At 40.6% G+C, this 26751-nt stretch carries 17 protein-coding genes; 2 read left to right on the forward strand and 15 right to left on the reverse strand.

The features are described 5' to 3' along the window. Window positions 1-27: 27 nt before the first annotated feature. The 3 genes from FZC88_RS14110 to FZC88_RS14120 all read right to left on the reverse strand — a co-directional run bounded on the left by FZC88_RS14110 (window position 28) and on the right by FZC88_RS14120 (window position 4873). Complete coding sequence (locus tag FZC88_RS14110; RefSeq protein WP_148995339.1) at window positions 28-1932, reverse strand: alkyl/aryl-sulfatase; 1905 nt, start codon at window positions 1930-1932, stop codon at window positions 28-30. A 165-nt stretch (window positions 1933-2097) separates the two neighbouring features. Further along, window positions 2098-3306: an iron-containing alcohol dehydrogenase gene (locus tag FZC88_RS14115; RefSeq protein WP_148995340.1), complete on the reverse strand. Its 1209-nt coding sequence runs from the start codon at window positions 3304-3306 to the stop codon at window positions 2098-2100. A gap of 46 nt (window positions 3307-3352) precedes the next feature. Beyond that, window positions 3353-4873 carry an aldehyde dehydrogenase family protein gene (locus FZC88_RS14120; RefSeq protein WP_148970154.1) on the reverse strand — a complete coding sequence of 507 codons (1521 nt, stop codon included), beginning with the start codon at window positions 4871-4873 and terminating at the stop codon, window positions 3353-3355. A 450-nt stretch (window positions 4874-5323) separates the two neighbouring features. Here FZC88_RS14120 and FZC88_RS14125 point away from each other — a divergent pair, with 450 nt between their 5' ends. Next, the gene (locus tag FZC88_RS14125) at window positions 5324-6226 is read left to right on the forward strand and encodes a LysR family transcriptional regulator (protein WP_148970155.1); all 903 of its coding nucleotides are present in this window, start codon (window positions 5324-5326) and stop codon (window positions 6224-6226) included. Between the two features lie 114 nt (window positions 6227-6340). Here the strand turns inward: FZC88_RS14125 and FZC88_RS14130 are convergent, their stop codons facing one another. The 6 genes from FZC88_RS14130 to aspA form a co-directional block, all read right to left on the reverse strand. After that, entirely contained in the window at window positions 6341-6565 is a 225-nt protein-coding gene (locus FZC88_RS14130) for a hypothetical protein (protein WP_148995341.1), read from the reverse strand. A gap of 196 nt (window positions 6566-6761) precedes the next feature. Continuing rightward, on the reverse strand, window positions 6762-10916 hold the full coding sequence (locus tag FZC88_RS14135) for a S8 family serine peptidase (RefSeq protein ID WP_187443392.1): 4155 nt from the start codon (window positions 10914-10916) through the stop codon (window positions 6762-6764). Between the two features lie 197 nt (window positions 10917-11113). Beyond that, window positions 11114-12379, reverse strand: coding sequence for a helix-turn-helix domain-containing protein (locus tag FZC88_RS14140; protein WP_148970158.1), 1266 nt, complete (start codon window positions 12377-12379; stop codon window positions 11114-11116). Window positions 12380-12641: 262 nt separating this feature from the next. Then, a complete protein-coding gene (locus tag FZC88_RS14145) occupies window positions 12642-16820 on the reverse strand; it encodes a S8 family serine peptidase (protein WP_148995342.1) in 4179 nt (1392 codons plus the stop codon). 341 nt (window positions 16821-17161) lie between these two features. Further along, window positions 17162-18421, reverse strand: a complete 1260-nt coding sequence (locus FZC88_RS14150) for a helix-turn-helix domain-containing protein (protein WP_148995343.1) — start codon at window positions 18419-18421, stop codon at window positions 17162-17164. Between the two features lie 235 nt (window positions 18422-18656). Next, window positions 18657-20087: an aspartate ammonia-lyase gene (gene aspA / locus FZC88_RS14155; RefSeq protein WP_148995344.1), complete on the reverse strand. Its 1431-nt coding sequence runs from the start codon at window positions 20085-20087 to the stop codon at window positions 18657-18659. Window positions 20088-20419: 332 nt separating this feature from the next. Between aspA and FZC88_RS14160 the strand changes: the two genes are divergently transcribed. Then, complete coding sequence (locus FZC88_RS14160) at window positions 20420-20842, forward strand: VOC family protein (protein WP_148995345.1); 423 nt, start codon at window positions 20420-20422, stop codon at window positions 20840-20842. Between the two features lie 66 nt (window positions 20843-20908). Here FZC88_RS14160 and FZC88_RS14165 read toward each other — a convergent pair whose 3' ends face one another. The 6 genes from FZC88_RS14165 to qoxA form a co-directional block, all read right to left on the reverse strand. Next, a complete protein-coding gene (locus FZC88_RS14165; RefSeq protein ID WP_148995537.1) occupies window positions 20909-21883 on the reverse strand; it encodes an alpha/beta hydrolase in 975 nt (324 codons plus the stop codon). After that, entirely contained in the window at window positions 21883-22521 is a 639-nt protein-coding gene (locus FZC88_RS14170) for a GNAT family N-acetyltransferase (protein ID WP_148995346.1), read from the reverse strand. The genes FZC88_RS14165 and FZC88_RS14170 overlap by 1 nt, the downstream gene beginning before the upstream one ends. Window positions 22522-22721: 200 nt before the next feature. Beyond that, window positions 22722-23021 (reverse strand): cytochrome aa3 quinol oxidase subunit IV, encoded by a 300-nt coding sequence (qoxD, locus tag FZC88_RS14175; protein ID WP_148995347.1) that lies wholly within the window; start codon window positions 23019-23021, stop codon window positions 22722-22724. Beyond that, on the reverse strand, window positions 23021-23632 hold the full coding sequence (gene qoxC / locus FZC88_RS14180; protein ID WP_148970166.1) for a cytochrome aa3 quinol oxidase subunit III: 612 nt from the start codon (window positions 23630-23632) through the stop codon (window positions 23021-23023). Before qoxC ends, qoxD begins: the two co-directional genes overlap by 1 nt. A gap of 2 nt (window positions 23633-23634) precedes the next feature. Further along, window positions 23635-25599: a cytochrome aa3 quinol oxidase subunit I gene (gene qoxB, locus FZC88_RS14185; RefSeq protein WP_148995348.1), complete on the reverse strand. Its 1965-nt coding sequence runs from the start codon at window positions 25597-25599 to the stop codon at window positions 23635-23637. A gap of 16 nt (window positions 25600-25615) precedes the next feature. Continuing rightward, window positions 25616-26668 carry a cytochrome aa3 quinol oxidase subunit II gene (gene qoxA / locus FZC88_RS14190; protein ID WP_148995349.1) on the reverse strand — a complete coding sequence of 351 codons (1053 nt, stop codon included), beginning with the start codon at window positions 26666-26668 and terminating at the stop codon, window positions 25616-25618. Window positions 26669-26751 lie beyond the last annotated feature (83 nt).

A 26751-nucleotide genomic window follows, 5' to 3' on the forward strand; every position in this document is an offset into this window, starting at 1 on the left:
TTTCTTTTAGTGAACGTTAAAATATTATTAAGGAGTTACGATAGCAGGAGACCAGTCGAACTCATCTAGTAGTGATAAAAATTCATTCAGTTTTGTTTGATCACCGGAAATAATTAATTTACCTGCAGCTGCAGCTTGTTCTGGTGGAAGCAGTTTAAGGCCGATTCCATAGAATGTCACTTGCTCAAGAGCCAGAGAAATATCTGGGTTAGAGTTTACTTCATCCACTTTATAAGTCAAAACTGCATTTTCTAATTTAATCGTATATTGTTGGTTAGAATCCGTTAATGTAACATTCAACGTTATTTTTCTTCCATCTGCTTTAGGCCCGTTTAGTTTAATAGCCATCAGCTTTAAAAATTCATCCACTGGCATATAGTTAATAATTCCAGAAACATCTAATGGGGAAAGATCTTTATTCATTCCATTTCTCAGTTCGGATGCCCCTACCAGATAAATATTACGCCAATTGGCTGATTCTGCCTGGTACCCTAATTGTTCGAATGCTTCGGCTAATAAAAGTTTCGCTTCTGAATTATCTGGATCTGCCATTACTACATTTTTTAGTACTTGAGCTACCCATCGGTATTCACCGTTATCAAAGTCTGCTTTTGCCTGCTTCAATACAGCATCCGCACCACCCATGTACTCTACATATTTACGACCGGCTTCCACTTGCGGCAAAGGATCTAAATCTGAAGGATGTGCACTATAATAACCTAAATAATAATTGTAAATCCCCTTTGAATTATGTTTTAAGGTACCATAATACCCGCGGTTCCCCCAATAAGTATCTAAAAATTTGGGGAGTTTGATTGTTTCAGCTATTTCATCCATCGTATATCCGTGATTGGCCAGACGCACTGTCTGGTCGTGCATATACTTATACAAGTCACGTTGCAATTGTAAGTGTTGTATAGCACGATTTTTTCCCCATACTGGCCACGCATGAATCATGAGCAACGCATCAATCTCTTCATCTTCAAATAAATCGATTGTTTTTTCGAGTGAATTAGCCCAATGGAGAGCATCCCGGGTTTTTGCCCCTCTTACCGTGTAAATTTGATGCATCAATTGATTGGCGTTCTCTGATACAAATAATGCCTTGTACTCTTGTATATAAAAATGCATTTCTGCTGGTGCTTCTGTGTTTGGAGTTAACAAAAATCGAAAGTTTATCCCATCGATTTCCATCGTTTGGACTTCATCTTCGATTTCAACAGTAGGCATTTCAAAACTCATGGTCCCAGAACTCATAGTCGGACCAAGCCCAATAGAGACAGAACCCTTACTGCCATCTGGAATGTTTTTACCAAACTGATACTCTGCCCTGCGCGCCATAATCGTACCTAAAAGTACATTTTCACTTAAAACTTCTTCTGTAAAATGTTGGGGAACGACAATAGGGATATCCGGATTTTCTGCATACTTTAGAACAGCTTGAATACCAGCAAAATGGTCCGCGTGACTTTGACTTATAATGATGGCTGAAACTGGCTTCCTTGGACGATGTTTATAATATAATTCCATCGCAGCTTCAGCAGATTCAGTACTTGCTAATGTATCACAGACAATGACTCCTTGGTTGCCTTCTATAAAGAAAGTGGTGGCAATTGATTGTCCACGAATTTGATAGACTCCTTCTACCACTTCAAACAAACCAGATATAGCCTGTAATTGTGCATTTCTCCACAGGCTTGGGTTTACAGTCTCAGGAGCAGTACCCTGTAGAAAATCCAGCTTATCGATGTCCCAGACGACTTCCCCGGAATCGTTCTTAATCATTGTAGATTCCAATGGTGCAATAAAACCTCGTTTGGCATCTTCGAAATCCTGTCGATCTTCAAAATTCAGAGAATCGTACACTTGTGAATTTGACTTTTTAGTATACGAAGTAGCGGGCATAGATTGATTTGATAGTTTGCTTATCATACAAGCCTCCAAGAATTGTTATTTTGTCATTAAGTAAAAAGGAAAACACTTTGAAATCCCTGGCACTTATGGTAGTTCCCCAACCATACATGAATAGTAGATTTTCAAGTGTTTTCCTTGTAACTGGAATGCCAGATTTTGAATATAATTAGATTGCGGCCGAAGCTAAGCCTTTATAGTCGTTTCTTCAAACACTTCGTTGGTCACTTTGGTAATAACCGTTGCTGGTATCTTATAGAAAACTCCAGCAGGGTCATTATGAACAGCTGGCACCAAATGTTGCAGCTGATCTTGATTACTTTCAAATTCAGCAAATGTGTCGGGTAAATTAACTGCTTTACGAAGATCCCTTATATAGTTGATAACATCCTCTAAACATTTTTCAGGTTGTTCTGAAAGATCCTTGATTCCTAACGCTTGGGCGAACCCAGTGATTCGGGGCAGATAGAATTCAGGCATTGATTCCATTACATTTGGCAACAGTACAGCATTTGCCAGTCCGTGAGGGATTTTAAATTTAGCCCCTATCGCATGGGCCAAGTTGTGAACCGGAATCGCATTCAGGCACAGACAGAATGCAGAAATCGCCATCGAACTTGCCATTAGCATATTCGCCCTGGCTGAAAGATTTTCTCCTTTACGAACGGCAATTTGTAAATTGTCTGCAATCATACGAACCGATTGTAGGGCATAAGCATCTGTCATTGGGTTTGCCTTTGGTGAAAAATACGCTTCTACTGCATGGGTCAAGGCATCAAATCCAGTAAATGCCGTGATTTTAGGAGGAAGCCCTACGGTTAAATCAGGGTCCAAAATGGCCATATCTGCACTGATGAACGGATGAAGCAGGTTTGTTTTTATCCCAAGCTTTTCATTAAAGATCACAGCTGCCGGTGATACTTCAGCACCTGTCCCAGCCGTTGTCGCAATGGCTACATGCGGAATCGGAATAAATTGTGCCTCCGGCCACCACTCCATCACATTTCCAGTAAGAAGCGAATCACGGATATCATCCAGTCCTTTATGTAGCATCCACTTGATCCCTTTGACTGTATCTAAGACGCTGCCCCCGCCAAGAGCAATCAAGGAATCACCGTTGCACTCTTTAAAGAAACGAGCTCCCCGATTAATGATTTCACCTTTCGCGTCCTGTTCGATTCCTTCGAAAACTCCAACGAGCTGAGGGGTACCAGGTATGAGTTCAAATAATTCTTTGATTTGATCTGTAATTCCAGCCTGAGTTAACCCTATATCTGTGTAGAGTACTGCCCGTTTACCTCCAAGCCCTTTAATCATCTCAGGAAGTAGGGTTCTGGATCCCGCCCCGCTATTAACAACAGTTCTAACAGAAAATTGAAAATATGATGTCGACATTGAATCACCTGCTTTTTTTATTTTTGTATTCTTAACGCGATCTGTATTATCCCAATAACATTTGATACCAAGGTCTTTGGCTTACTTCAGGTACGAGTGAGCAGTGAACATGCTTGACTTGAGAATATTCATCCAGCGCTTGGCGTCCCAATTCCCTTCCAAAACCGCTTTGTTTGTATCCACCGAATGGAGCATCACTTCTCATCATATGCCAATCATTAATCCATATCGTACCAGCTTTTAATTCACGTGCTATTTTCATTGCTTTATTGACATCCTTAGACCAAACTCCACCTGCTAAACCATAAATCGTATCATTCGCAATCTCAATTGCCTCCTCAACTGTGGAGTAACGAATGACTGAAAGTACAGGACCAAATATTTCCTCTCTCGCAATCTTCATGTCATTATGAACCTCTGCAAAAATGGTAGGTTCAATATAATATCCATTTTCAAATCCTTCTACGATTCTACGTTTTCCTCCGCAAACCAATCGTGCACCCTCTTGAACACCGGATTCAATATAAGAAAGAACGCTGTTCAATTGTTGTTTTGACACAAGCGGCCCCATACCCGTTCCCATATCTAATGGATTTCCAATTTTAATGGAGCTTGCAAGCTTGGATAATTGTTCGATTACTTGTTCATAAATGGAATCATGTACAAGGACACGAGTGCCTGATACACAAACTTGCCCGGAGTGTGTCAAGAATCCGAATAATATCCCTGGAATGGTGATATCCAAGTCGGCATCCGGCAATACAATGGCTGGTGATTTTCCCCCTAGCTCTAGAGTGACGCGTTTGACCGTTCCCGATGCCATTTGCATGATGCGTCTCCCGACTTCTGTAGAACCTGTAAACGCGACCTTGTCTATACTTGGATGGGTCACAAGCTCCTCACCGATGCTTGCTCCAGGACCGGATACAACATTAAATACACCTGCCGGTATACCGGCTTCAGCAGCCAATTTTGCTAATTTCAAGGTAGACAACGGCGTATTGGATGCTGGCTTGATTACAATTGAGTTCCCCATTGCCAACGCAGGAGCCAACTTCCACATAGCAAGAATCATTGGAAAATTCCAAGGTGTAACGGCCGCTACAACACCAATTGGTTCCCGCCAGATCTGGTTATTACTTGGACCAGGAAATGGTACTGTAGGAAGGGATTCGACGTAGGCATACTCTACAGTGAACTTTGCTGTTTGCTGCAGGAGATCTACAATGGATAGTATGTCTAAGTTTGAGATACGTCGAACGGTAGCTCCCGAGCTGATAGATTCTAAGTAACCTAGTTCTTCAGCATGCTCAAGAATCTTATTTCCAAATTGGACAAGTACGTCTGCACGTTCCTGAGGAGACTTTTTAGACCATACTCCCGAATCAAAAGCACGCCTGGCAGATGAAACAGCCTCCTCTACATCTTCTTTCCCGGCTTTCGCTACCTTTGCCGCCACTTCACCTGTTGCAGGGTTTACCACCTCAAACGTTTCTCCGCTTTTCGCCGGTTTCCACTCTCCGTTAATATAGAGTGGGTAATCTAGGATTTGCATCGCTGCTTCCATTTAGAAACTCCTCCTTTTTCATTCCTTTATAGACCACAAAATAAAATAATGCTCTCTATCAAACTATTCAACTTCAACTCGTTCAACTCGCAGAGCCCTTCTCAAAATTTCATCTGTACAATTATTAGATTCCTTCAAAACTTGATTGTGCCTCTGGTACATTGCAAGCTTGTTCTTACGAACGGAAGCGCTTTCAATAATATCTTTAGTTTCTTATTTATCATGCTTCCGTGTTCATAGGGACTTAATGGAGACTGTGAAAATTACCATTCTCAAATTCTCTGGTTTCTCTCTCTATTTTCAACTCTATATTTATTTCCCTCCCCTACTTTTTATTTTTCAGAATATTATCAATTGCTTGAATTTAGTATATATATAATTTACACTGAAATAAATTTACTATTAATAATGAATACATTACCTACACTTCTATATTAAAAGGGGAATCCTATGCATATCGAACAACTGGAATACATAGTAAAGGTTGCGGAAACCAAATCGATTTCATTAGCTGCACAAGACCTTCATGTTTCTCAATCCGGTATCAGCCAATCCATTACGAAATTAGAAGATGAGTTGGGCGTGAAACTATTTAAACGCTACAGACGCCTTGGTGCCATTCCAACAGAGGAAGGCAAAACATTAATTAAAAAGGCATATGAGGTGTTAATAAGACTTCAAGAATTTAAGGAAGAAGCACAATCTCTTAATACGATCGTTTCCGGAGATTTAAAACTATCATCTATCCCCGGCTTTATGCTGCTACTGTTAGAACCTTTATCTGCTTTTAAAAACGCTTATCCTAATGTGAATATAGAAATCTCTGAAAAAGGCACACAGCATATTATTGAGCTTGTCGAAAAGAATCAAATAGACATTGGCCTTATCACGATATATGAAGAATTGGAAAAAAAAAGAGAAGATTTATCATTTGACGCAATACTTGAAGGACAAGTGAAAGTATATGTTGGTAGATCGTCACCTTTGGCTTCACTTAAATCAATCACTCCTGAACAATTAATGAGTCAAAATGTTATTTTATATAACGGTGATTATGTAAAAAGGTTTGCCGATCATTTAATCAGTACATTTGGACCAATGAATATTTTATTTACTTCGGATAATACAGAAGTAATAAAAAATGCGATTATTGAAGGATTCGGAATTAGCTTCGGGCCAGACTTTGCTTTAAAAAATGACCCTTTTGTTTTAAGCGGTGAAATCGTCCCTATTGAAATAAAAGGCTATGAACAAGTAACGATCTGTTTGGGATGGGTTCGTTCAGAGAATAATCATTTTTCCATAAACACGAAGAAATTTTTAGAATATTTCAAATTCCATTCCCGGATGTAAGTAGAAAAGGCGGAAGATTAGCTTAAACACTTGATAAATTAGTATTCATCTTGGATATTATGAACCAGAAGAATAATTTAATAAAAAAAAACCCTCCAAAGAGGGACGAGTATGTTAATAAAGCGGTTGGCTGTTCTGGCAAGGTGGAAATCCATTAATATCTTGAATCATATAATAATCATACTGTTTCAGGGCGAATTGTGCTTGATACAAATATTCAATAACAAGAACCTTGGACTCCGAGACACCGCACAGAACCCCTGATGTTCCCTGCCCATTTGTTAATGAAATTCCTACAGGCTGACCTGTTAAATATCTGATTTTTTGTTGCCAAGGCATTTTCATCACTCCCTTATATTAATCATATTACATTGGAAATGATTAGTGCCTGTATAGTTTATCTGTTATCTTCTTGATGAATTTGCTTGAAAGTTGTGGTAGATACCTCACATTTGATCCGTCGTCCATTTTGCCACCAAGAAGATTTTTCTCAAAAAAAAGCAACGACCAATTGGCCGTTGCTCTTGCCTTTTCCTTACTGAATATTTAATTCCTCTAACACACTTTCTAATGTATGTCCGTTATGTGTTTTCACCGGTTCGGGAGAGTTATCCATCCAAGGATTTTGAATCAAGTAATTATTGATTACAAATTGCATATCCTTTGCATCTACTACTCCATCAAAGTTGATATCTGCTTCGCGTTTGTCTGTATTCCAGTTAGATTGAATGTAAAGTGCGTCATTCACATCAATTACATTATCTTTGTTCACATCTCCCGCATGTGCAGATTGAAAATATTGAATTCTAGTAAATGGCTTGATTTCACCATCTTCTTTCAACCCGACTGTAAAGGTTCTCTTCACAGTGAAATGTCCAGGCAGATCTACTTCTAATGTGAATGGTTTATCCGTAAGCGGCAATTCAGATCTGAAAAAATATGTTATGGCACTTTCTCCAAGGTTGTTAGCATACTCTTTTCCTGTTTCATCTGTTACTTTCACCTTTGCGCCCGCCTTTACATAATCGACATTCGATAATGGCTCATCCAACTCCGGGTAAACAGGTACCCTAAATGCTTCTCCATAAACCCATGACTTCAAAACGGAATGCGTTCGTTCCACCCGATATGGAATTGAAATACCATCTACGGATTTCACCGTATCATCTGTATTAGTATACGATGTTTTGAATTGTTCTAAATTAAGAGTACCACTGCCAGTATCCTCTTTCACTTTGTATGTGACATCTACCATCGGAGTCGTTCCGTTTACTCCTGTTTGTGGGGCATCGCCAGTTAATGTCGCGGTAATGTCTGTTTTTGTCGCCGTAGCCCCATCTATTTCTACATCCGTATCCACGGTCTGAATATCCACTTTCCCATTTAATGTCTCATGTGGTTTAATGCTTACCACCTCAGCAAATGTTGACAATGGATTTATAAATGAATACTCTGCTTGCTTCATGTTTTCCATATTGTTCATCGAAAGGGTATACGTCACAGTATCACCCGCTGTTACTTTCTTTTTATCCGGAATAGCAGTTCCGTACTGAGTACCCTCTTTCACATAATATACCTGTTTAAAACTAGAGTAGTTTTGCACTGTTGCCATATTTTCTGCATACATTTTCACTGGTAGCACTGATACACCTGGGCTCAGTGTGAGCTCTGTCGAAAAGTTTCCTTCAGCATCTAATGGAACTTCAGTGGCGAATCTACCATACTGATAAACAAATTTATTATTGGCTTGAGTCACATCCATACCAGCAGCTTTCATTTCTTCCACACCTGGATCGTAAACAGAACCGGTTAATGGGACTGTTGTTTGATCCGGACTATATTCATACACACCAGAGTCCACGTTGAGGTCGAGTGTTGGCTGCGTAACGTTAAAGTAAACCGGTGTATCTGCAGTAAAGGTTTTCCCTGTATCATTTGTACCTACCATTTTGATTTTGTATAAACCTGGTTCGACTTGTGCCGTATCATACGCAACCGGGTTTTCCGGGTCTCCCGTTAACGGATAGTAAAACCCTTCGTTCATTGCACCGCCCAGGCGATATTCAATATTCTCATTTGCACCCATACCGTCAAAAGAGCCAAGGAATCCAAATTCTTCATTCGTTTTTGGATCGACAAGGAATAGATCCAGTGAACGCATATGAGATTTTAATTGGAACATAAGAGCGACTGACCATTTTATTCCATTAAAGCCATGCTCATTCGCTACCGTAAAGGCAGGCGGACTTGCCTCAATATGATCAATGCCTTCTTCCACTGTATGAATGCCAAATGGAACGCGATACATTTCATCCGGATTGTCTTTATTTGTATACACCACATAGCCTTCATAATTTCCTAGTTCGGCCGTTTTCGGAACTAACATTGTCACCGCCGTTTTCTTTTTCTTACCTGGCTTCACTTTCAATGTATCTTTTGTCTCCAGCGTGACACCGTTGGCTACCGCATCGTTGGCTACACGAGAATAATCGCCCTCAAACCTTTCCTCAAGTGTTTGGAACTCAACTTTCACATCGAAGGTTTTCGTTTCATTGCTGTTGTTGTAGAGCGCGACAGATCGGGTCTCTCTTAAATGCTTTCCATCTGGAGCATGTGCGCCAAAGCTTAGGGCACCGGTCGTATCTTTAATCGTATGGATTCCCTCATCTGCAAGAGTCTTTGCTCCTCCATCACTTGTTTCGGTCTCGTCATTTACTTGAATGTTTGTTTGTGCATGAATCGCTTTATACGGATCTACACGTCCTGCACCCACTTCGAATACGCTATATTCACCATTTAATGGAGCTGCAGTATTCATTAGCCTCGTTTTGATCTCGGCAGGTGTCATGTCAGGATCAGTTTGTTTTAAAAGAGCCGCTACACCTGCAACATTTGGCGCAGCCATGGAGGTACCGGATAAACTTTCATAGGCATATTGATAATTGCCAATTTGATCCTCTCCATGCATATAAGATGGTACTGTCGACATGACAGATACCCCCGGTGCGGTTACTTCCGGCTTAATATCATACAATACCCGGGACGGACCGCGAGAGCTGAAGTCAGCTAATACATCCCCTCCGGTCACAACTGGATCAACAAGCTCATCAAAAGAGAACGTTGCATTGCCGGAAGTCAGTGCTTGCTTCATTGCGTTTCCTTGTTCATCGCTTAAAGAGAATACAGGGATAGAGTCAAAACCTTCTCCTAAATACACATCTTGCAGCGGAATTGCGTTGTATAAAAGTAGAGCTTTCGCCCCACCTTTCTTAGCGTTATTTATCATGGCATTAAGATCCACATATCCACGTGCCGCAAGGACAACTTTACCATCAACATCTTCAGGAAAGGAACCTGTCCCGCCATCAACAATCGACAAATTCTGCCCTTTTAATTCTTCTATATTATCGTCAAACCCTCTTGCAACCATCTTTAAATCTGCTGATACATTCGTATCTGTATGAAGAGTTCCTTTAAATGTTGGAATCGTGACAGAAGTGTCATTGGCCCCTACAGTAAGCGCCAATGGAGAGGTACCAGGTGAACCAAGCGTATACATATTGTTTCCTGAGTTTCCTGCTGACACCACTGCCGTTACGCCGGCAAGCACGGCATTGTTAACGGCAATACTCGTCACATACAACGGATCGTTGTAATTCGCACCAAGAGACATGTTAAGAACATCCATACCGTCCTCCACTGCTTGGTCGATACCGGCTAATATCGCCCCGGTGCTACCAGTACCGAATGGACCTAACACACGATACGCATAAATATCAGCATCCGGTGCGACTCCGGTCACCGCTAGGTCAGACTCGTTCGCCCCCTGCCCGGCAACGATTCCAGCCACATGAGTCCCATGCTGAGTAAAATAGTCTCGAGATCCATGTGGTTTTCCTGCTTTCACCCAATCTTCATACGTCGTTTCCATCGGGTCATTATCGTTATCCACGAAATCAAATCCGCCTTTATAGGCATCTTTTAAATCAGGATGATTATAGTCGATTCCAGTATCGAGGATCCCTACCTTCACACCTTCTCCTGTGAATCCTTCGTGATGAAGCCTTTCAATACCAGGAAACGTGGTCATCCTATTCGGTTCTGTATTTTTCTCTGATTTTTCTTGTTCTGTGACAGGAGGCTCGACGTGTACTTCCAAATCACTCCAAACAGCCTTTACCTCTTTAGAATCAAGCAACTCTTTTGCCTTGTTGGCAGGAATGGTCATCGCAACACCGTTAAAGGCATTCTTATAAGACTGCTTAATTTTGAAAGATGATTTCTTTTGTTTCAACTCATTTTTGAAAATCTTTTGAAGGTCTTTTTGAAAGGTTTCATGAGCTGCATCTACTTTTTCTTTTGCTTTTGTCCTAGACAGGTTTTTCCCTTCGAGTTCCGCTTCCAGCACCGCTGTCTTTTCCGGCTTGTCTTTAAATTGAACAATAACGGAAATGGAATCATTACTCTTTTGATCTACCTCAGGAGATAACTGCAGTCCTCCTTGGTCATTCGTTTGTAATTGTTTAATCGCTTGACGCTGTTCTGGAGTCAACTTCGACAGAACTTGATCAATGCCTGAAGAGGGCTCTGCATGAACTTGGTGTGATAGTGTGGCCGGTGCTAGACTACTGCCTACAAGACCTGCACTAAGTGCCAACATTGTGACATTTTTGGTGATTCTCTTTTTCATCCGTCTTTTCCCTTCTTTCTTATCTGGTGATATATTCATACTATTTAAATTTGATAGAATTTAACTTTTGCAAAATTTCATCAAATTCAGTTTTTATTCAAGAGAGTTTCAGTTTGTTAATTTTCTTTATCATAGATCCTTAATTACCGAGATTATTAAGAAAAAATAGATTAGCTATGGTGCTGTGTATAACTGCTTCAATATATTTCTTGGTATTCATTTATACCTAACAGTTTTATATATTTGTTTCTTTGGTCATCTGACGCATGGTTCCTGTATTTCCAGTAAATGAAAAGACATTTTTTAAATCTCTCTATATTACCTATTTGATTTGCTGTATTCGCCACATTCAATAGTTCATCCAATCCTTCCGGCAATAGTAGAGTTTCACACTGGTATAGAGCATAGGCGTACCGAAAATCTAAATTCACTTTCTGCTTCAGCCACAGTTCTCCACCAAAAGACATGTCATCAATGATATGTTGATACCAATCCAAAAGCCGTTTCGCTTCCTCAATACGGTTCAATTGAACATATGCCTCGAGCACCTTTGGCAAACCAACATACGTATCCTCTCTACCTTCTAACCAAGCAAGATACTCATCTGCATACTCCAAATGTCCAAAATCTAAATAAGCAGCAAACCGGTTGCCGGCGGCTATTTCAGCAAAATATTCGTTTTCTTGAGCATATTGAGAAGTAAGAGCCAATACTTCTTCAAGTGAACCCCCCAGGCGTACCAATGCAAAACTTTTATACATTAGAGCTCTTGCATAATACTCGCCCTCCTTGATCATGTTTTCCAATCTCTCAGCGTAATACAGGACTTCTTTCCATTGCTCACGTCGATAGTAATACGCTGTAATCCATAAATACGCTTCCATTCTAACTTCTCTTGGCAAACACATCAGATGCTCTAACACATGTGTAAGTGCCATTTGTGCGTTCTCAGTCATTCTCAGAATGTAAAATCGCCTAAAATAACTGGTTGCCAGTTGTGTTGAGAAATCATTCGATTCATTTTTAATGATCAATTCGTACAGGGGTAACGCCTTCTCCTCTTTTTTCGCTTTTAATAGCTTCTCTGCGACGGAAAAAATATAGGACAAATAGTTGGTTCGGTTCGTGTCTGACGTTTCTGCTGTCATGATAAGCAACAGATCACTCTTCTGTTTTTCATAACCAAGCGTTATACACTTATACAGGAACTGAATACTTCTACGTTTGTCCAATAATTGGTTCTCGTTAAAGCATTCCTCTACATAAAACGGATAAAGAGAACCTTCCACTAACCCTAGAGCATTTGTAATGGCATCTAGATGTTTTAGTGAAAGTGGTTGCTTGTGATTGAAAGTCCGACTAATATCACTCATATGAATCCCCGAGCGTTGTGCTAAGTCTATTTTTCTCCATCCAACCTCTTTCATAGAGTGCTGAATCTTCTGAAATAAAGTTGCATTCATTTTTCTCACCTGCTATTCGCATTCTAATTCTTTCTTTCCTCTGTGGGCACTATAAGATTTCATTTCTCACTAACCAGTTAGTTTCCATTTCATTCTATAGAGATTTGAGATGATATTATTTCTGAGGAATTTCATCAAATTTATTTAGTCTTTCATTGCTGATAAATCCATCAGTCAGAGTTATCATTCGTTCTGGTGAACTTAGCATTTTCTTTATACAAGAAAAGAGGGGCCCCATAGGACACCTCTTTTTCCATTTTTGTTATTTTTCTAATTCAAGACCAATTGAGTGAAATAATTTTTCCAGAGTCACCTTGCCATGTTTTTCTTTTGGTTTTTTATTCTTTTTGGCATCTGGACCTTTTTCTAAGAAATTCTTCTCGATCAAACGCAGATCCGTTTCATCTACTTTGCCATCTTGGTTCAGGTCACCTTTATTTACTCCAACCCCTTCTTTTCCGTAAGAGAAGACTGTGACGATGGCATCATTAATATCAATCATATGATCTCCATCGACATCACCCGCCAGATTCATCTTGGATCCTGTTGAAACGAACCTTCCATACTCTTCACCTTTCAATTCAAAACCAGGTATGAATGGCGTGTAGGTCTTTAAATGTCCTGGGACTTCCACTACGACATTGTATGTCTCACGTGAAGCAGGAACACCTTCGATTGTGTATTTCCCTCTTGAGTCGATGCTGCCTTCATATTTTTTACCAGCCGGTGATAAGGCGTATACCTTCGATCCGATATTTTGAGCAACACCAGTGGGTAAAGTAAGATTGCCACTACCACTTTTCTTCATAAATGCTTCTGGTTTAATATACCCTTCGATCCTTGTATGTTTGGACACGAAATCAAATGATGAAGTGCTGTAATAAGGAAGAGATACCGCCTCATCTTCACCGACCTTTGTGTAACTTGACTGTGTTACATCAAGTTTGTCATATCCATAAAACCAGTCATCTTTATTGACCTTGAACGTAACATCTACCATAGGCATATCACCATCCAAACCTGAGTACCCTTCTCCGTTCAATGAAGCTCCTACTTTGACGGTCTGGTAATATCCTGGACTGCCTTCAACAGGGTCTTGAAGTGATGCTTGAAGTCCGTTTTCTTCTGCATAGGCTTTAAATTCATCATTCAGCTTTGCCGATTCGAATGAGTACATTTCTCCTTTATATTGAATCGTGTACTCTCCGGAAATAAGGTCTTTTACGTTATTCAAGCTCAGAGTCATGGTCACTGTATCGTCTATCCCGACTTCTTTCTTGTTGTAGTCAGACGTTACATACTCAGTGCCCTCTTGTAAGAAGATATATCTTTGGTAATTTACATTCATTGCCATATCAGCACCAGCTAAACTTAATCTTAATGGTCCATCTGCAATATCAGAAGGTTCGATTCCAAACTGAGTATCCCCTTCTGAATCCGCTGAAGGGAAACAACAATTATAATACTCACGGGATCCCGTTGCTATCAAAAATTTGTTCGATGATTGATCATAATCCATACCTTTTAATTGTAAAACACCTACTGTTGAGTCCTGCACATTTCCATGAATCCAGAATGCATTCTTCCCAAACTCTTCTGTGTACATATCTTCACTGATTTCATACACATCAGGAGCTTTATCAAATGTCACTTGGGGTTTTGTATTGTCAACGATGACAGGAGTATCGATTGTATACGTTTTTCCTTCTTCATCATACCCTATGAACTCTAATTCATAGTCCCCTTCAGGCAAATCAACGGATTGTTCTGATATCGGATTTTGTTCGTCATTTGTAAATGGATAAACGACTCCAGCAAAAACAGAAGGAATGTAGTATCGGTAGTCAGGCTTTACATTCGCTTGTTGAAGGGAAGCAATGAATCCAATAGCTTCACCTGATTGTCCATCTTTCACCACAATGTCTATCCTCGTCAGCGGGTTTTTCATTTGAAATGCTGCTGTGATGAACGGGTTGTAGTACTGCCACTTTGGTGTATTATTTGCTAGTGTTGGCCGGTCTGTTTCAAGATAGTCGAACCCTTTTCCCGTGACTCGAATAGCAAACGGAACCTGGTACGTTTCACTCGCGTCATTTGCATTCGTCAAATGAATATACCCTTCATAACGGCCTTCTTCTGCATCTTCTGGAACTGTGATCGTTGGTGAAATCTCTTTCGAATCGCTTGCAGCAACCGATACACTCGTCGGAAAGTCTAAATGAATACCGTTTTCGGCAGAATCCTTGATGCCTGTACGTTCACCATGGTATTCGACTTCTACCTTGAATGACTTTTCTTCTCCACCATCGTTCTCGATGATCATGTTTCTGTCTGCTTTAATTCCATTGTCATCTTTGTAGTGACTTCCGAAAGAGATGGATGCCGTCTCTTCATCAATCTCTACCTCTTTGCCATTTTCATTTAGACTTTTTGTTGTATCCATCACTTTGATGGATACATCGGCATGTACCGCCTCATAGGCATCGACTCGTCCCGCTCCTTGTTCGAAAACGGATACGTCACCATTCAAGTCTTCTGCCGTGTTCATCAGGGCAGCTTTTACATCAAACGGTGTCAGTTCTGAATTTTCTTCAAGCAAGAGGGCAGCCACTCCTGCAACGTGAGGAGCTGCCATCGAAGTTCCCTGTAGACGGGCATAGGCTGAAGAGTAATCTACTCCTTCTTCTGGACTGTTGATATATTCAGGAATAGTTGAGAAGATCGCTACCCCAGGTGCCACAACATCCGGTTTTATATCATAGCTGCCACCCACAGGACCTCTTGAACTGAAGGCAGCCAAGTTGTCCCCTTCAGTTTGAACGCTTGCTAAATCCCCAAACGTGAGGGATACGTTATCTCCCAACCCTTTCAAATGCTCTCCATCAGCTTTTGTCATACGAAAGGTCGGAACGAGTTCTGAACCTTCCCCTAAATAAGAAGGAATATTTCCGTCAGCATTATTGTAGATAATAACAGCTTCTGCCCCTGCTTCTTTCGCATGTTTCACTTTATCTACAAAGGTAATTTCCCCTCGTTGAATCAGAGCGATTTTTCCTTTTAACTCTTTCCCTTCGAAATCAGCTTCATAACCAAGTCCAGCGAAAACCACTTGTTTGGACTGATTTTCTAGAGTGGTTAAATCATCGGAAAAATTCTTCCCCATTAATAAGACGTTTTCAAATGTTTCACCATTAACACTCATGAATCTGAAGGTAGGAATATCCATGGCAAAATCACTTGCCCCAACCGTAATTCCGAGCGCCGCCGCACCAGGAGCTCCAAGGGTTCCTTCATTCGGGCCACTGTTCCCGGCCGCCACAACTGTCACCACTCCCGATAGCATTGCATTGTTAACTGCTACAGAGGTTGGATATAATGGATCGTTAGTAGACGCTCCTAATGAAAGATTGATGACATCCATTCCATCAGCTATGGCTTTGTCAATTCCTGCAAGGATCCCTGCTGTCGCTCCCGATCCATATGGTCCAAGAACACGATAGCCATAAAGGTCTACGTTCGGTGCTACCCCTTTTACGGCATAATCAACCGAATTTTGTTGGTCCCCCGCGATGGTCCCTGACACATGTGTTCCATGTTCGGTATAATAAGCAGATCCCGAATTTGGATTGATTTCAGGTAGACCGGAGTTTTTCCAATCTTCATAGGTTGCTTCCATTGGATCGTTATCGTTATCAACGAAATCATATCCACCTTTATATACATCCTTTAAATCAGGGTGGTTATAATCAATTCCTGTGTCCAGTACCCCAACCTTGATGCCTTCACCTGTCACGTTTTCAGCATGAAGCTTGTCCACATTGATTTGAGGGATACTATCCATCATTTTCGATTCGGAAGCTTCCCCTTCCATATCCGGAAGATCAAGCTGAACCTCTTCATCTTTCCATACCCGTTTCACTACCCCGGAATCCAGTAAACTCTCAATCTCATTTCCCGGGATGGACATCGCTACACCATTAATGGCAGAACGATATTCTTTCTTGATTTTCGCCTCTTGTAATCCAGGGCTTGCACTCTTTTTATTTTTCATAGAATGGAAGTTTTGTTTAAATTCACTGTGAGATTTCTCTACCTTTTCAGCCGCTGCTTTAGTAGTCGTACCGGCTACCTTAGCCGCCTGCTTCATCACTTCAACTTTGGCAGGTGCCTGTTTAAATTCAACGATTACATCAACAAGCCCTTCACTTTCCGTATTGATATTCGGAGCGATTTCAAAATCCGGTTTTGCTTCAATCTGTTTCAGAGCCATTCTTTGCTCATCCGATAGACTCATCAACGTCTCTTCTACATCTTTTATCTGTGTGAACTTAGACGTACCAGGCGCATTTTCTGCCCTAACGTTAAATGGAATTCCTGATGTACCTAATAGACTTGCAGCCAGTGCAACCGTCAAGATTTTAGCTGAACGCTTCTTATTCATACTCTTCCCCCTCTGATATTCATCCGTGACGCAAATTTGTTTACAACCTAAATAGTAATCTTTTTTGATAAGTCTGTTAATTGGGAAAATTCTTTACGCATCCCGAAACTTCTCTCAAGTTCCTGTTCATTTCATGGAGTCATTAGCGTAACTTAAGAGGTCAGGGTAGGGTGAAAGTTGGGAAAGTTTCTAATGAAGAAGTAATTATACCTATATAGTTATATTCCTATCTCACAAAACAGGTATATCCTACTATTCGAGAAGGGTGTTTAACACCTATTAAATTTCATAAAAAATCAAAAACAAGCAACCATTAACAGTTGCTTGCTTAAACGTTTCATTTATATTGGTTCATTATGGTTAAAGATCAATTTTTTTAATAGTTCATTGGATAAATGAAGATATTGATTGGAAGAAATCAGGTCTCCCTTTTCTTTAAAATATACCGCTAATCGCTCCGAAAATGTTGCGGCCTTATAGAGATCATATTGTTTCATCATAGGCAGACCACGATCGATTAAAAAATCGCTAAGCCGTTTGTCATCCTTTATCGCATCTAAATACAACACCATCAATTCTACATACTTACTGGACTGCTGATCTTTAATATCTCTTAGATGTTCCTGTAATAGATTAATCGCCCGTTCATTCTCTTTCAACTCCATCAATACTTGTACCAATTCCACCAATGTGCCATAATAACTGATTGTTTGCTTCTTTTTCAATGTGAGCGACTTGGAGAAATACTCTAACGACTCTTGAAGCCTTCCTTTTTTCTTATTTAATAAACCGAAATTATGAAGAGCTGTAATCTTCGTTTCGTCATCTTTTAACATCTCTGCATCGTTTAAGGCCGTATGCAGCAGGACTTCTGCGCGTTCAAGATCGTTAATATAAATTAAATTAGCTGAAAGTCCTATTTTCACATGAAGGATCCGTAAGATATTCCCTGTGTTCTGAAAGATTCGCAAAGCCTTGTGGGAATAGTGAAGAGACAACGTAAAATGCTTCAATAGCCCATGATTGGCCGCTTTATAATAATAATAATCTGTCACTTTTTCACTATACAGATCGGCTTTACCCTCTATTTTATCAAAGATGATAATCGCCTTGGAATATTGCTGTTTCTGTCCATAATAGATCCCCTGAAAGAACTCCCAGAGATATTTTTCAAACGAAGAAAACTTGCTCATATTCTTTTTTAATCCTAGAGAAGCCTGTTCATATTCGGTCGGGTTATTTGTGAATAATAGATATCGAAGCATGTAAAGTTCATATAAGTAAACCATTTCCGTACATTGAATATAGTCTCTATGCTTTTCCAACTCATGATATAGTCTTTCGGCATGATCTCGATGAAGTCTTTCGATCGCTTCATAGAATTGCGCCAACTGCTTTTTTAAATACAGCGTTTTTGCCGTTTCCTCTTCGATCGATACACCGAGTCGTTTACAAAGTAATTCTAATGTTTCCAGGTTCCCCTCTTTAGAACTATTCTCAATCTTACTTAGGTGAGTCGTTGAACATATCCCTTTGCAAAGTTGCTCTTGTGTTTTATTTTGTTTTTTTCGATGATAGTAGATAATTCTGCCGATAGACATCGTGTCACTTCCCCCTTGTATATATCTATCATTATACAGGGGAAATAGATATCATATAAGCTATTATAGTTAAGTATCTATCCTTATAGATGTGGATTAACTATATAATTTTTATAATTATATATTTTTACCTTTTAATGTAATATGGTATATCCCAAGTAAGATTCATAAATAGAAAAAGAGAAACTCCTCTTTTAACAAAGAAGGTTTCTCTATATTTCATCGCTTATGCATATCAATGACGATCAAATAACACACGACCCGCAATCCCAGGATTCGTCATTTCATAAGGATTCAGGATCAAATCAAGCTCTTCCTCAGTCAAAACATCATATTCCAGGCAAAGTTCCCTTACAGACTTCCCTTTTAGAATAGCTTCCCTCGCAATACGTGATACAACTTCATATCCTAAGTGAGGATTGACCGCAGTAATGATTCCCACACTATTTTCCACATACTCTTTCATACGTGTCTCATTCGCTTCAATTCCCACAAGACAATTGTCCGTAAAGCTTCTGAACGCATTGTTCATGATACTGATGGATTGAAGGAGGTTGAATACGAGTACAGGCTCCATCACATTCAATTCAAGCTGGCCTGCTTCTGATGCCAAGGAGATGGTCTGATCATTTCCCATGACCTGAAAGGCTACTTGATTGATCAGTTCCGGCATGACCGGATTCACTTTACCAGGCATAATGGAAGAACCAGGCTGTCTGGATGGCAATGAAATTTCACCAAGTCCGGCGCGTGGGCCTGAAGCCATCATGCGCAGGTCATTGGCGATCTTGGACATATTGACCATACATACCTTCAATGCAGCCGAAACTTCCGTGTATGCGTCGGTATTTTGCGTAGCATCGACAAGGTGCTCAGCCCCGGTAAGTGGCAAACCACTGATATCAGCCAGATGCTTCACGACACTCTTGATATAAACAGGATCCGCGTTTAATCCAGTTCCTACTGCAGTCGCCCCCATATTTACTTCATAGAGGTGATCCCGAGTTCGTCCGATCCGTTTAATATCACGCTCCACCACCCTGCTATACGCTTCAAATTCCTGGCCAAGACGAATCGGAACAGCATCCTGCAGGTGGGTACGTCCCATTTTAATAACGTGATCAAACTCCTGAGCTTTCTTTTTAAAGGCGTTCAGCATATGTTCCATCGTGACAAGAAGCTTCTCTAATAATTTCAGCGTGGAAATATGAATCACCGTCGGGAATACGTCATTGGTTGACTGTGACATATTCACATGACTGTTCGGACTTACCTTTCCATATTCCCCTTTACGGTGGGACATGAGCTCCAGGGCACGATTGGCGATGACTTCATTAGCGTTCATGTTGATGGAAGTCCCTGCCCCTCTCTGTATGGGATCGACGATGAAGAATTCATGGAGCTTCCCTTCCAATATTTCATCAGAAGCTTGCACGATGGCTTGACCGATCCCGTCATAAAGACGTGTGGTTTCCATGTTTGCCAGTGCTGCCGCTTTCTTCACGACTGCTAAGGCATCGATCATCTCTTTATGGATTTTGTACCCCGTAACCGGAAAGTTTTCCACTGCCCGTAAGGTTTGAATTCCATAGTACACATCTTCAGGAACTTCTTTTTCTCCAAGAAAATCTTTTTCTATTCTAAATCCACTAGTGACATTTATCATTTTTTTCTCCTCATTTTCGAATTACAGTTACTCTAATTGATGATTTTATCAATTCCTGACACAGTAGGCAACGATTAATGCCAAAACCCCAATAATTTCATTACTCTCCATAAAAAAAACGCATTTCTTAAGAAATACGCTTGAATGAAAGATATTGTGGTTTAACAATATTTTATGACACCCTTTTTATCCACGAAGTGTCTCAGGATCTGAAGCAAAATCTCGCTTCCTCTTTGTAAATTTTTTTGATTATTCATTTTTTTATAACTAGTATTGATAGGATGATGATACAATTAAAAATGTAGTCATTATAATCAATAGGAGTGATAGACATGTCAGTCAATGTTTACCTGAATTTTAATGGGAATTGTCGAGAAGCTGTTGAGTATTATGCAGAGGTATTCGGTACCGAGCCACCACAGATCATGACGTTTGCAGAGGCACCTCCCCACCCTGATTATCCCCTTCCTGAAGAAGCTAAGAACCTGGTATTACATACAAGACTGACAATCGATGGCAGCAACGTCATGTTTTCAGATGTGTTTCCTGATATGCCTTTTGTAGAAGGAAACAATATCACCCTTGCTCTGGTAAGCAAAGATACTGAAGAGTTGACGACCCGCTTCCACAAATTGAAAGAAGGCGGTAAGGTGGATATGGAGCTTCAGGAAACGTTCTGGAGTAAGTTGTATGGTCAGGTTACCGATAAATTTGGCATTCAGTGGCAGTTTAACTATGAGAGTGAAGACTTGTAAATAGTTTAATAAACAAATGATTAAGGTTCCATTACCTTTAGTTAAATAAAGGTAATGGAACCTTTTTTATGCGTTCTCTTCAACAGTGTACAGCATACATTTAAGCTTTAAAGTCATTTCATCCAGGGCACGTTTGGCTTCATCCACCGTTCCTATCATATTAATGAAACTATGGACCATATCTTCATAATGCAGCAGTTCGACGTTAATCCCTGCCTTCTCCATACGGTCCCCGAAAGCTAACCCTTCCTCCCTCAGAGGATCGAATTCAGCTGTAACAAGCAGGGTTTCTGGCAAACCCTCCATTGAGTGTACTCTTAGAGGTGAAACATATACATCCGAACCTTCAGAAGGATCATTCAAATAATGTTGCCAAAACCATTTCATTTTTTCATTTGTCAGATTGTATGTATGATTTTCTCTGTAGGAAAGTGTGTCAAGGTTATAGTCCATAACCGGGGTGATGAGAACTTGAAGGGACAACTTGTATACTTCAGAACCCCTGAAGTATATGGCAGCAGCGGCCGCCAAATTGCCTCCCGAGCTTTCACCACCAACGGCGATTTTAGTTATGTCCCCTTTTAATTTTTCCCCATTCCTAAATGTCCATTTAATGGATTCAATTACATCCTGAAACGCTGAAGGATATTTATGTTCAGGGGCGAGTCGATAACCGACAGAAACGACGACGATGCCGGCATGCTTAGAAAAATACCTGCATAGGTTATCTGCGCTATCCAAATCTCCAAATACCCAGCCTCCCCCATGAGAGTAAATGAGGACAGGGTAAGGACCCTCTCCACTTGGTGTATAGATTCGAACCGGAATGTCATGGCCCTCTGATGAAGGAATGAAGGTATCTTCAACCACTAAACCATCGATGGAAATTGTCGTGAAAAATTCTCTGGCACTTTTATAGTATTCTCTGGATTGCTCTGGAGTCAGAATATCCAATGGGGGATGATTAAGTTCTTTCATTTTCTCACTAATAGTATGTAATAGTTCGCTTACTTGAGGATTAAGAGGTGCCTTCACTTTCATCAAACTAATTCATTCCTTTGCGAATTCATAGATGTCAGCCACTCTACCTGAATATTCTCATCCTTCATTTTCTCAATTACCGAATCTCTCTCTCCCACAATCAACGAAGCTTTTTTATTCTGTAGATCAATTTTGCTTATTACTTCCCCTCCCAATTTTTTTAATATCGGAATCACAATCCGATTGCGAATGTCAGGTTCTCCGATAATTCTTCTTGCTTCCTTATAGTGATCAAATAAAAAAATGATCATGGATCTAATCATTGAAAGTCCGTCTTCTCTATTTAAATATTCCCTGGGACCAATCAATAAGTGCATTCCTAAATCTCCATTCCGATACTCATAGAAATCCTTGATTGGATCTTTTTCAATGGAGTATGCAATCAGATAGCATACTGGTTTGCCGTTAAATGTTCCTAAGTAAATATCTTTATGATCTGCTTCGATAGACTGCTTTAACCATTGTTTAAACTCTGACATCGGCAAGTTCAACTTCCAAAATGGGGCAATGTGAGGTTGATGCATCCATTCATGGAGAGTGGACAAATCCCGTTCAAAATCCACCGGACGGAACAAAAAATTGTCTGCCTTGTCTCCTTTTATAATGAAGAATTCTGATTCATTAACTGTTTTAATCATGGTCAATCCCCCTGTTCATTCAACTATAGTGATAATGATTATCATTATCACGCACATTGATATTATATGAATATGAGATTACACTTGTCAACCAACCTTTTGACCTATGTATACTCTCTGACCAGACCAGACTTTGCGAAAAAAGCCAATAAAAAAAGAGGCTGCTGAAATAAAATTCAACAACCTCTTTCTATCAATCTTTAATGCATATTGCTCAATACCCAGATTGATCCAAGTACGATTACAAGGGCGATAAATGCAGCTGACATCATTTTTCCTACCTGCCATCTGCCTTCTCCTTCTGTTACGTGCATGAACATAAACAGTTGGATTGCCGCCTGGATAAAAGCAAGAACAAATACAAGAGCAACCATCACATTGTATGCCAGTCCTGCGTATAGTCCGAACCAAACGGCTAAGAATGTCAATGCAATCGATAAGACAAAACCAATGATCTGTGTCCAAGGAATACGACTATGATTCGCTGTATTGTGATCCATTATCCCACCATCCCTAGTAAGTACACGCTTGTAAACACGAAGATCCATACAAAGTCCAAGAAGTGCCAATACAAGCTGGATACAAATAGTTTTTTAGCGGTATCTGGATTTAACCCTTGTCTTTTCACCTGGAACATCACAAGTATTATCCATAGGATACCTAATGATACGTGTAGACCATGCGTACCGGTCAATAGATAGAAAGAAGACCAGTATGCATTGGTTCCCATGGCGGCTCCCTCATGGATCAGGTGAAGGAATTCCGTTATTTCCATGTAAAGGAACCCTGCGCCAAAGAGCAATGTGATGATCAGCCAGACCATCATCCCTTTGACATTTCTTCTTCTTAATTCATTTATTGATAACCCTGACGTGAAACTACTGATTAATAATAGTAACGTCATGATGATTGTATTCTTCAGATCAAACACTTCAGATGGAAGCGGACCTCCAACCGTGCCGCTTTCAAGGGCAAAGAATGTCGCGAAAATAGTGGCAAATAGAGCTACTTCCGCACCCAGGAAAACCCAGAATCCAAAAATATTCAGTTTGCCGATCTCCGATTGATATTCAAGTGGCGTATTTGGATCTACATTCGTACTATGTGCCATATTCACGCCTCCCTCTTATACGGATTTTCAGTTTTTTCTATTTCTTCCACACTTACATAATAACCAGCATCCTGTTTGTGCGAAAATAGTGAACGGTATGCCATGCAACCGAAGATACCGATAAGGGCCAGTATCGCCATCCACCACAGTTCAAACACCAAGCCAAATCCACCAACGAAGAATAACCCGGACATGATGAATGGTGTTCCTGCATTGCTAGGCATATGGATTGGTTTATACTCAACCTTTTCCGGCTTACCGGATTCTTTTCTTTCTTGCTTCATATAGTAGAATGCATCCGCACTCTTCACTTCAGGAACATGTGCGAAGTTATAATGAGGTGGAATCGCCGAACTAGTCGCCCATTCAAGCGTACGTCCATCCCAAGCATCCCCTGATAGTTCCCGTTTTGCAAAACGGTAGCTGTAGTAAACGTTATAGACGATGATCATGAACCCTACTCCCATTCCGAAAGCCCCGACAGAAGAGATGACGTTCAATGCCATCCAGCCATCTTCTGGCCCGTATGTGTACACACGTCTTGGCATACCGGAAAATCCTAATACGAATTGAGGTAAGAAACATACATTGAAACCGATAGAGAAGAACCAGAAAGCCCATTTCCCTATGCGTTCATTCATCTTATGTCCAAACATTTTTGGATACCAGTACACGAGTCCTGCGAAGCAGGCAAATACCACACCGGCAATCAGCGTGTAGTGGAAATGAGCAACCAGGAAGTAGTTGTTGTGATATTGGAAGTCAGCTGCAGCCATACCGAGCATGACCCCTGTCACTCCACCGATCAGGAAGGTCGGAATGAACGCAACCGACCACATCATGGCGACGGTAAATTCAATCCGTCCTTTATAAAGGGTACCCAACCAGTTAAATATCTTGATCCCGGTCGGTATGGCAATCGCCATCGTCGAAATCGAGAATACACTGTTAACCGCAGCGCTTCCGCCCATCGTGAAGAAATGGTGAACCCACACAACGAAGCTTAACCCTGAGATTGCAACAAGTGATATAATCATCGATTTATAACCAAACAATGTTTTTCTTGCAAATGTTGCAATGATTTCTGAGAAAATACCGAAAGCAGGCAAAATAACGATATATACTTCCGGGTGACCCCATAACCAGAATAAATTCGACCAGAGCATCGGATTCCCGCCTGCTGTCAGCGTGAAGAAATGGGTACCGAATAATCGGTCAAACGTCATCAACGCTAATGTCACCGTTAAGATCGGGAAAGCAAATACAATGATGAATGCTGTGATCAATGTCGTCCACGTGAACATCGGCATACGAAGAAGCGTCATGCCTGGTGCACGCATTTTGATGATCGTAACAACAAAGTTGATCCCCGTTAATAACGTACCAATTCCGGAAATCTGCAAGCCAAGGAGGTAATAATTAATTCCCGGTCCGGGACTCCCTTCAATCGCCAATGGTGCGTAGTTCGTCCATCCGGCATCCGGTGATCCACCGAATACGAATGACATGTTGAAAAGGATCGCCCCAAACATGAATGACCAGAAACTTAAGTTATTCAGGAATGGAAAGGCGACGTCTCTTGCCCCGATTTGCAGGGGAACGACGACGTTCATTAATCCCAATAGAAATGGCATCGCCATGAATAGAATCATGATTGTACCATGAGTCGTAAAGATTTCATTGTAGTGCTGTGATGATAAAAATTCATTGTTAGGCACCGTTAATTGCGCCCTCATTAAAAGGGCATCTACTCCTCCGCGGAAGAGCATGATCAATGCAGCAATGATATACATGATCCCGATTTTTTTATGATCAACACTCGTGATCCAGTCATTCCAAAGCCATTTCCATTTTTTAAAGTACGTAAGGGTCGCAACGATCCCAATTACGGTGAAAACGATGGAAATGTTGGCTCCAAGAATCAACGGATCATTGAGGATTAAATTATCTTTAATAAAATCAAACATCTAGAGTCCTCCTTTCTTAGTGCTCATGTCCTTCGTTATTTTGATGATCTTTATGCTCTTCTTCGTCATGGTCTTCATGATCTTTCATTCCATCATGGTCTTCATGGTTATCATGATCTTCCATGTCTCCGTGATCGCCATGATTTCCGTGACTTGATTCAGCATCTTTATCCGCACCGTGTGAAGATGCCTCCACACCGTATTTCTCACGGATCGCCATGGCATATTCAGAGTTCTTCCCATGGTCAACAAAGGCTAAATGAGTGGATGAAAAGGTCATTTTATCAACCGTGTCAGGCAGCATGAGTTTTTCATATGTTTCTTCGGTTAATTTCGGCTCATTTTCCTGAGAATCTTTAACCCACTCTCTATACTTCTCTTCTTCTAACGCAACAAAATCAAACTTTTGGTGTGTCATTCCTTCACCAGTGAAGTTTGAGTTTCTTCCATCATAAGTACCCGGCTCATCGGCCTGTAAGTATAAATCATTCACCATTCCCGGCATCCCATAAATCTGCCCGCCAAGTTGCGGCACCCAGAAAGAAGCCATGGAATCGGCAGCCGTCACTTTGAATAAAATCGGATGATCCTCGGGAACGTTGATATAATTAACGGTCTCAATCCCTTCCTCCGGATAACTGAAGATCCACTTCCAGTCAGCAGCAGTGGCATGGATCACAATCGGATCTTTATGAGCCGTTGCTTTTGGGGCTTCCCTTAATTCATATAATGCCTTTGTATTTGGGATAGACAAGGCAATTACAATCAATACTGGAATAAGCGTCCATATAATTTCTAATTTCGTACTCCCGTGCATTTCGGGCTTGTAATCACTATCCTTTTTACTGCTACGATATTTTAGGAGAATAACAGTAAAGAAGGAAAGAACGACAACCATAATGCCAAGCATGTAGTAGATTGACAGCATGATCAGATCTTTCTGCAGGGCCCCAACAGGTCCTTTAGGATCGAGAATGATCATTTCACTTCCCGAACTGAATATAATGATGAAAAATAATGAAACCAGACTGATCAACACAATCAAGTATGGCTTGAATTTATTAAACATAGGGAATTCACCTTCCTTTATGTCGGATTTATCACTGTAGACCTATACTATCAAATTCTATTAAAAGGTACCCTTGTTTCACT

Origin of the sequence: Rossellomorea aquimaris, from assembly GCF_008180865.1 — a bacterium.
GTDB lineage: Bacteria > Bacillota > Bacilli > Bacillales > Bacillaceae_B > Rossellomorea > Rossellomorea yichunensis.

Excerpts from the sequence above, each read along its gene's own strand:
- FZC88_RS14110 (WP_148995339.1), bottom strand. The coding sequence starts at position 1,932 with ATGATAAGCAAACTATCAAATCAATCTATGCCCGCTACTTCGTATACT.
- FZC88_RS14115 (WP_148995340.1), bottom strand. The coding sequence starts at position 3,306 with ATGTCGACATCATATTTTCAATTTTCTGTTAGAACTGTTGTTAATAGC.
- FZC88_RS14120 (WP_148970154.1), bottom strand. The coding sequence starts at position 4,873 with ATGGAAGCAGCGATGCAAATCCTAGATTACCCACTCTATATTAACGGA.
- FZC88_RS14125 (WP_148970155.1), top strand. The coding sequence starts at position 5,324 with ATGCATATCGAACAACTGGAATACATAGTAAAGGTTGCGGAAACCAAA.
- FZC88_RS14130 (WP_148995341.1), bottom strand. The coding sequence starts at position 6,565 with ATGCCTTGGCAACAAAAAATCAGATATTTAACAGGTCAGCCTGTAGGA.
- FZC88_RS14135 (WP_187443392.1), bottom strand. The coding sequence starts at position 10,916 with ATGAAAAAGAGAATCACCAAAAATGTCACAATGTTGGCACTTAGTGCA.
- FZC88_RS14140 (WP_148970158.1), bottom strand. The coding sequence starts at position 12,379 with ATGAATGCAACTTTATTTCAGAAGATTCAGCACTCTATGAAAGAGGTT.
- FZC88_RS14145 (WP_148995342.1), bottom strand. The coding sequence starts at position 16,820 with ATGAATAAGAAGCGTTCAGCTAAAATCTTGACGGTTGCACTGGCTGCA.
- FZC88_RS14150 (WP_148995343.1), bottom strand. The coding sequence starts at position 18,421 with ATGTCTATCGGCAGAATTATCTACTATCATCGAAAAAAACAAAATAAA.
- aspA (WP_148995344.1), bottom strand. The coding sequence starts at position 20,087 with ATGATAAATGTCACTAGTGGATTTAGAATAGAAAAAGATTTTCTTGGA.
- FZC88_RS14160 (WP_148995345.1), top strand. The coding sequence starts at position 20,420 with ATGTCAGTCAATGTTTACCTGAATTTTAATGGGAATTGTCGAGAAGCT.
- FZC88_RS14165 (WP_148995537.1), bottom strand. The coding sequence starts at position 21,883 with ATGAAAGTGAAGGCACCTCTTAATCCTCAAGTAAGCGAACTATTACAT.
- FZC88_RS14170 (WP_148995346.1), bottom strand. The coding sequence starts at position 22,521 with ATGATTAAAACAGTTAATGAATCAGAATTCTTCATTATAAAAGGAGAC.
- qoxD (WP_148995347.1), bottom strand. The coding sequence starts at position 23,021 with ATGGATCACAATACAGCGAATCATAGTCGTATTCCTTGGACACAGATC.
- qoxC (WP_148970166.1), bottom strand. The coding sequence starts at position 23,632 with ATGGCACATAGTACGAATGTAGATCCAAATACGCCACTTGAATATCAA.
- qoxB (WP_148995348.1), bottom strand. The coding sequence starts at position 25,599 with ATGTTTGATTTTATTAAAGATAATTTAATCCTCAATGATCCGTTGATT.
- qoxA (WP_148995349.1), bottom strand. The coding sequence starts at position 26,668 with ATGTTTAATAAATTCAAGCCATACTTGATTGTGTTGATCAGTCTGGTT.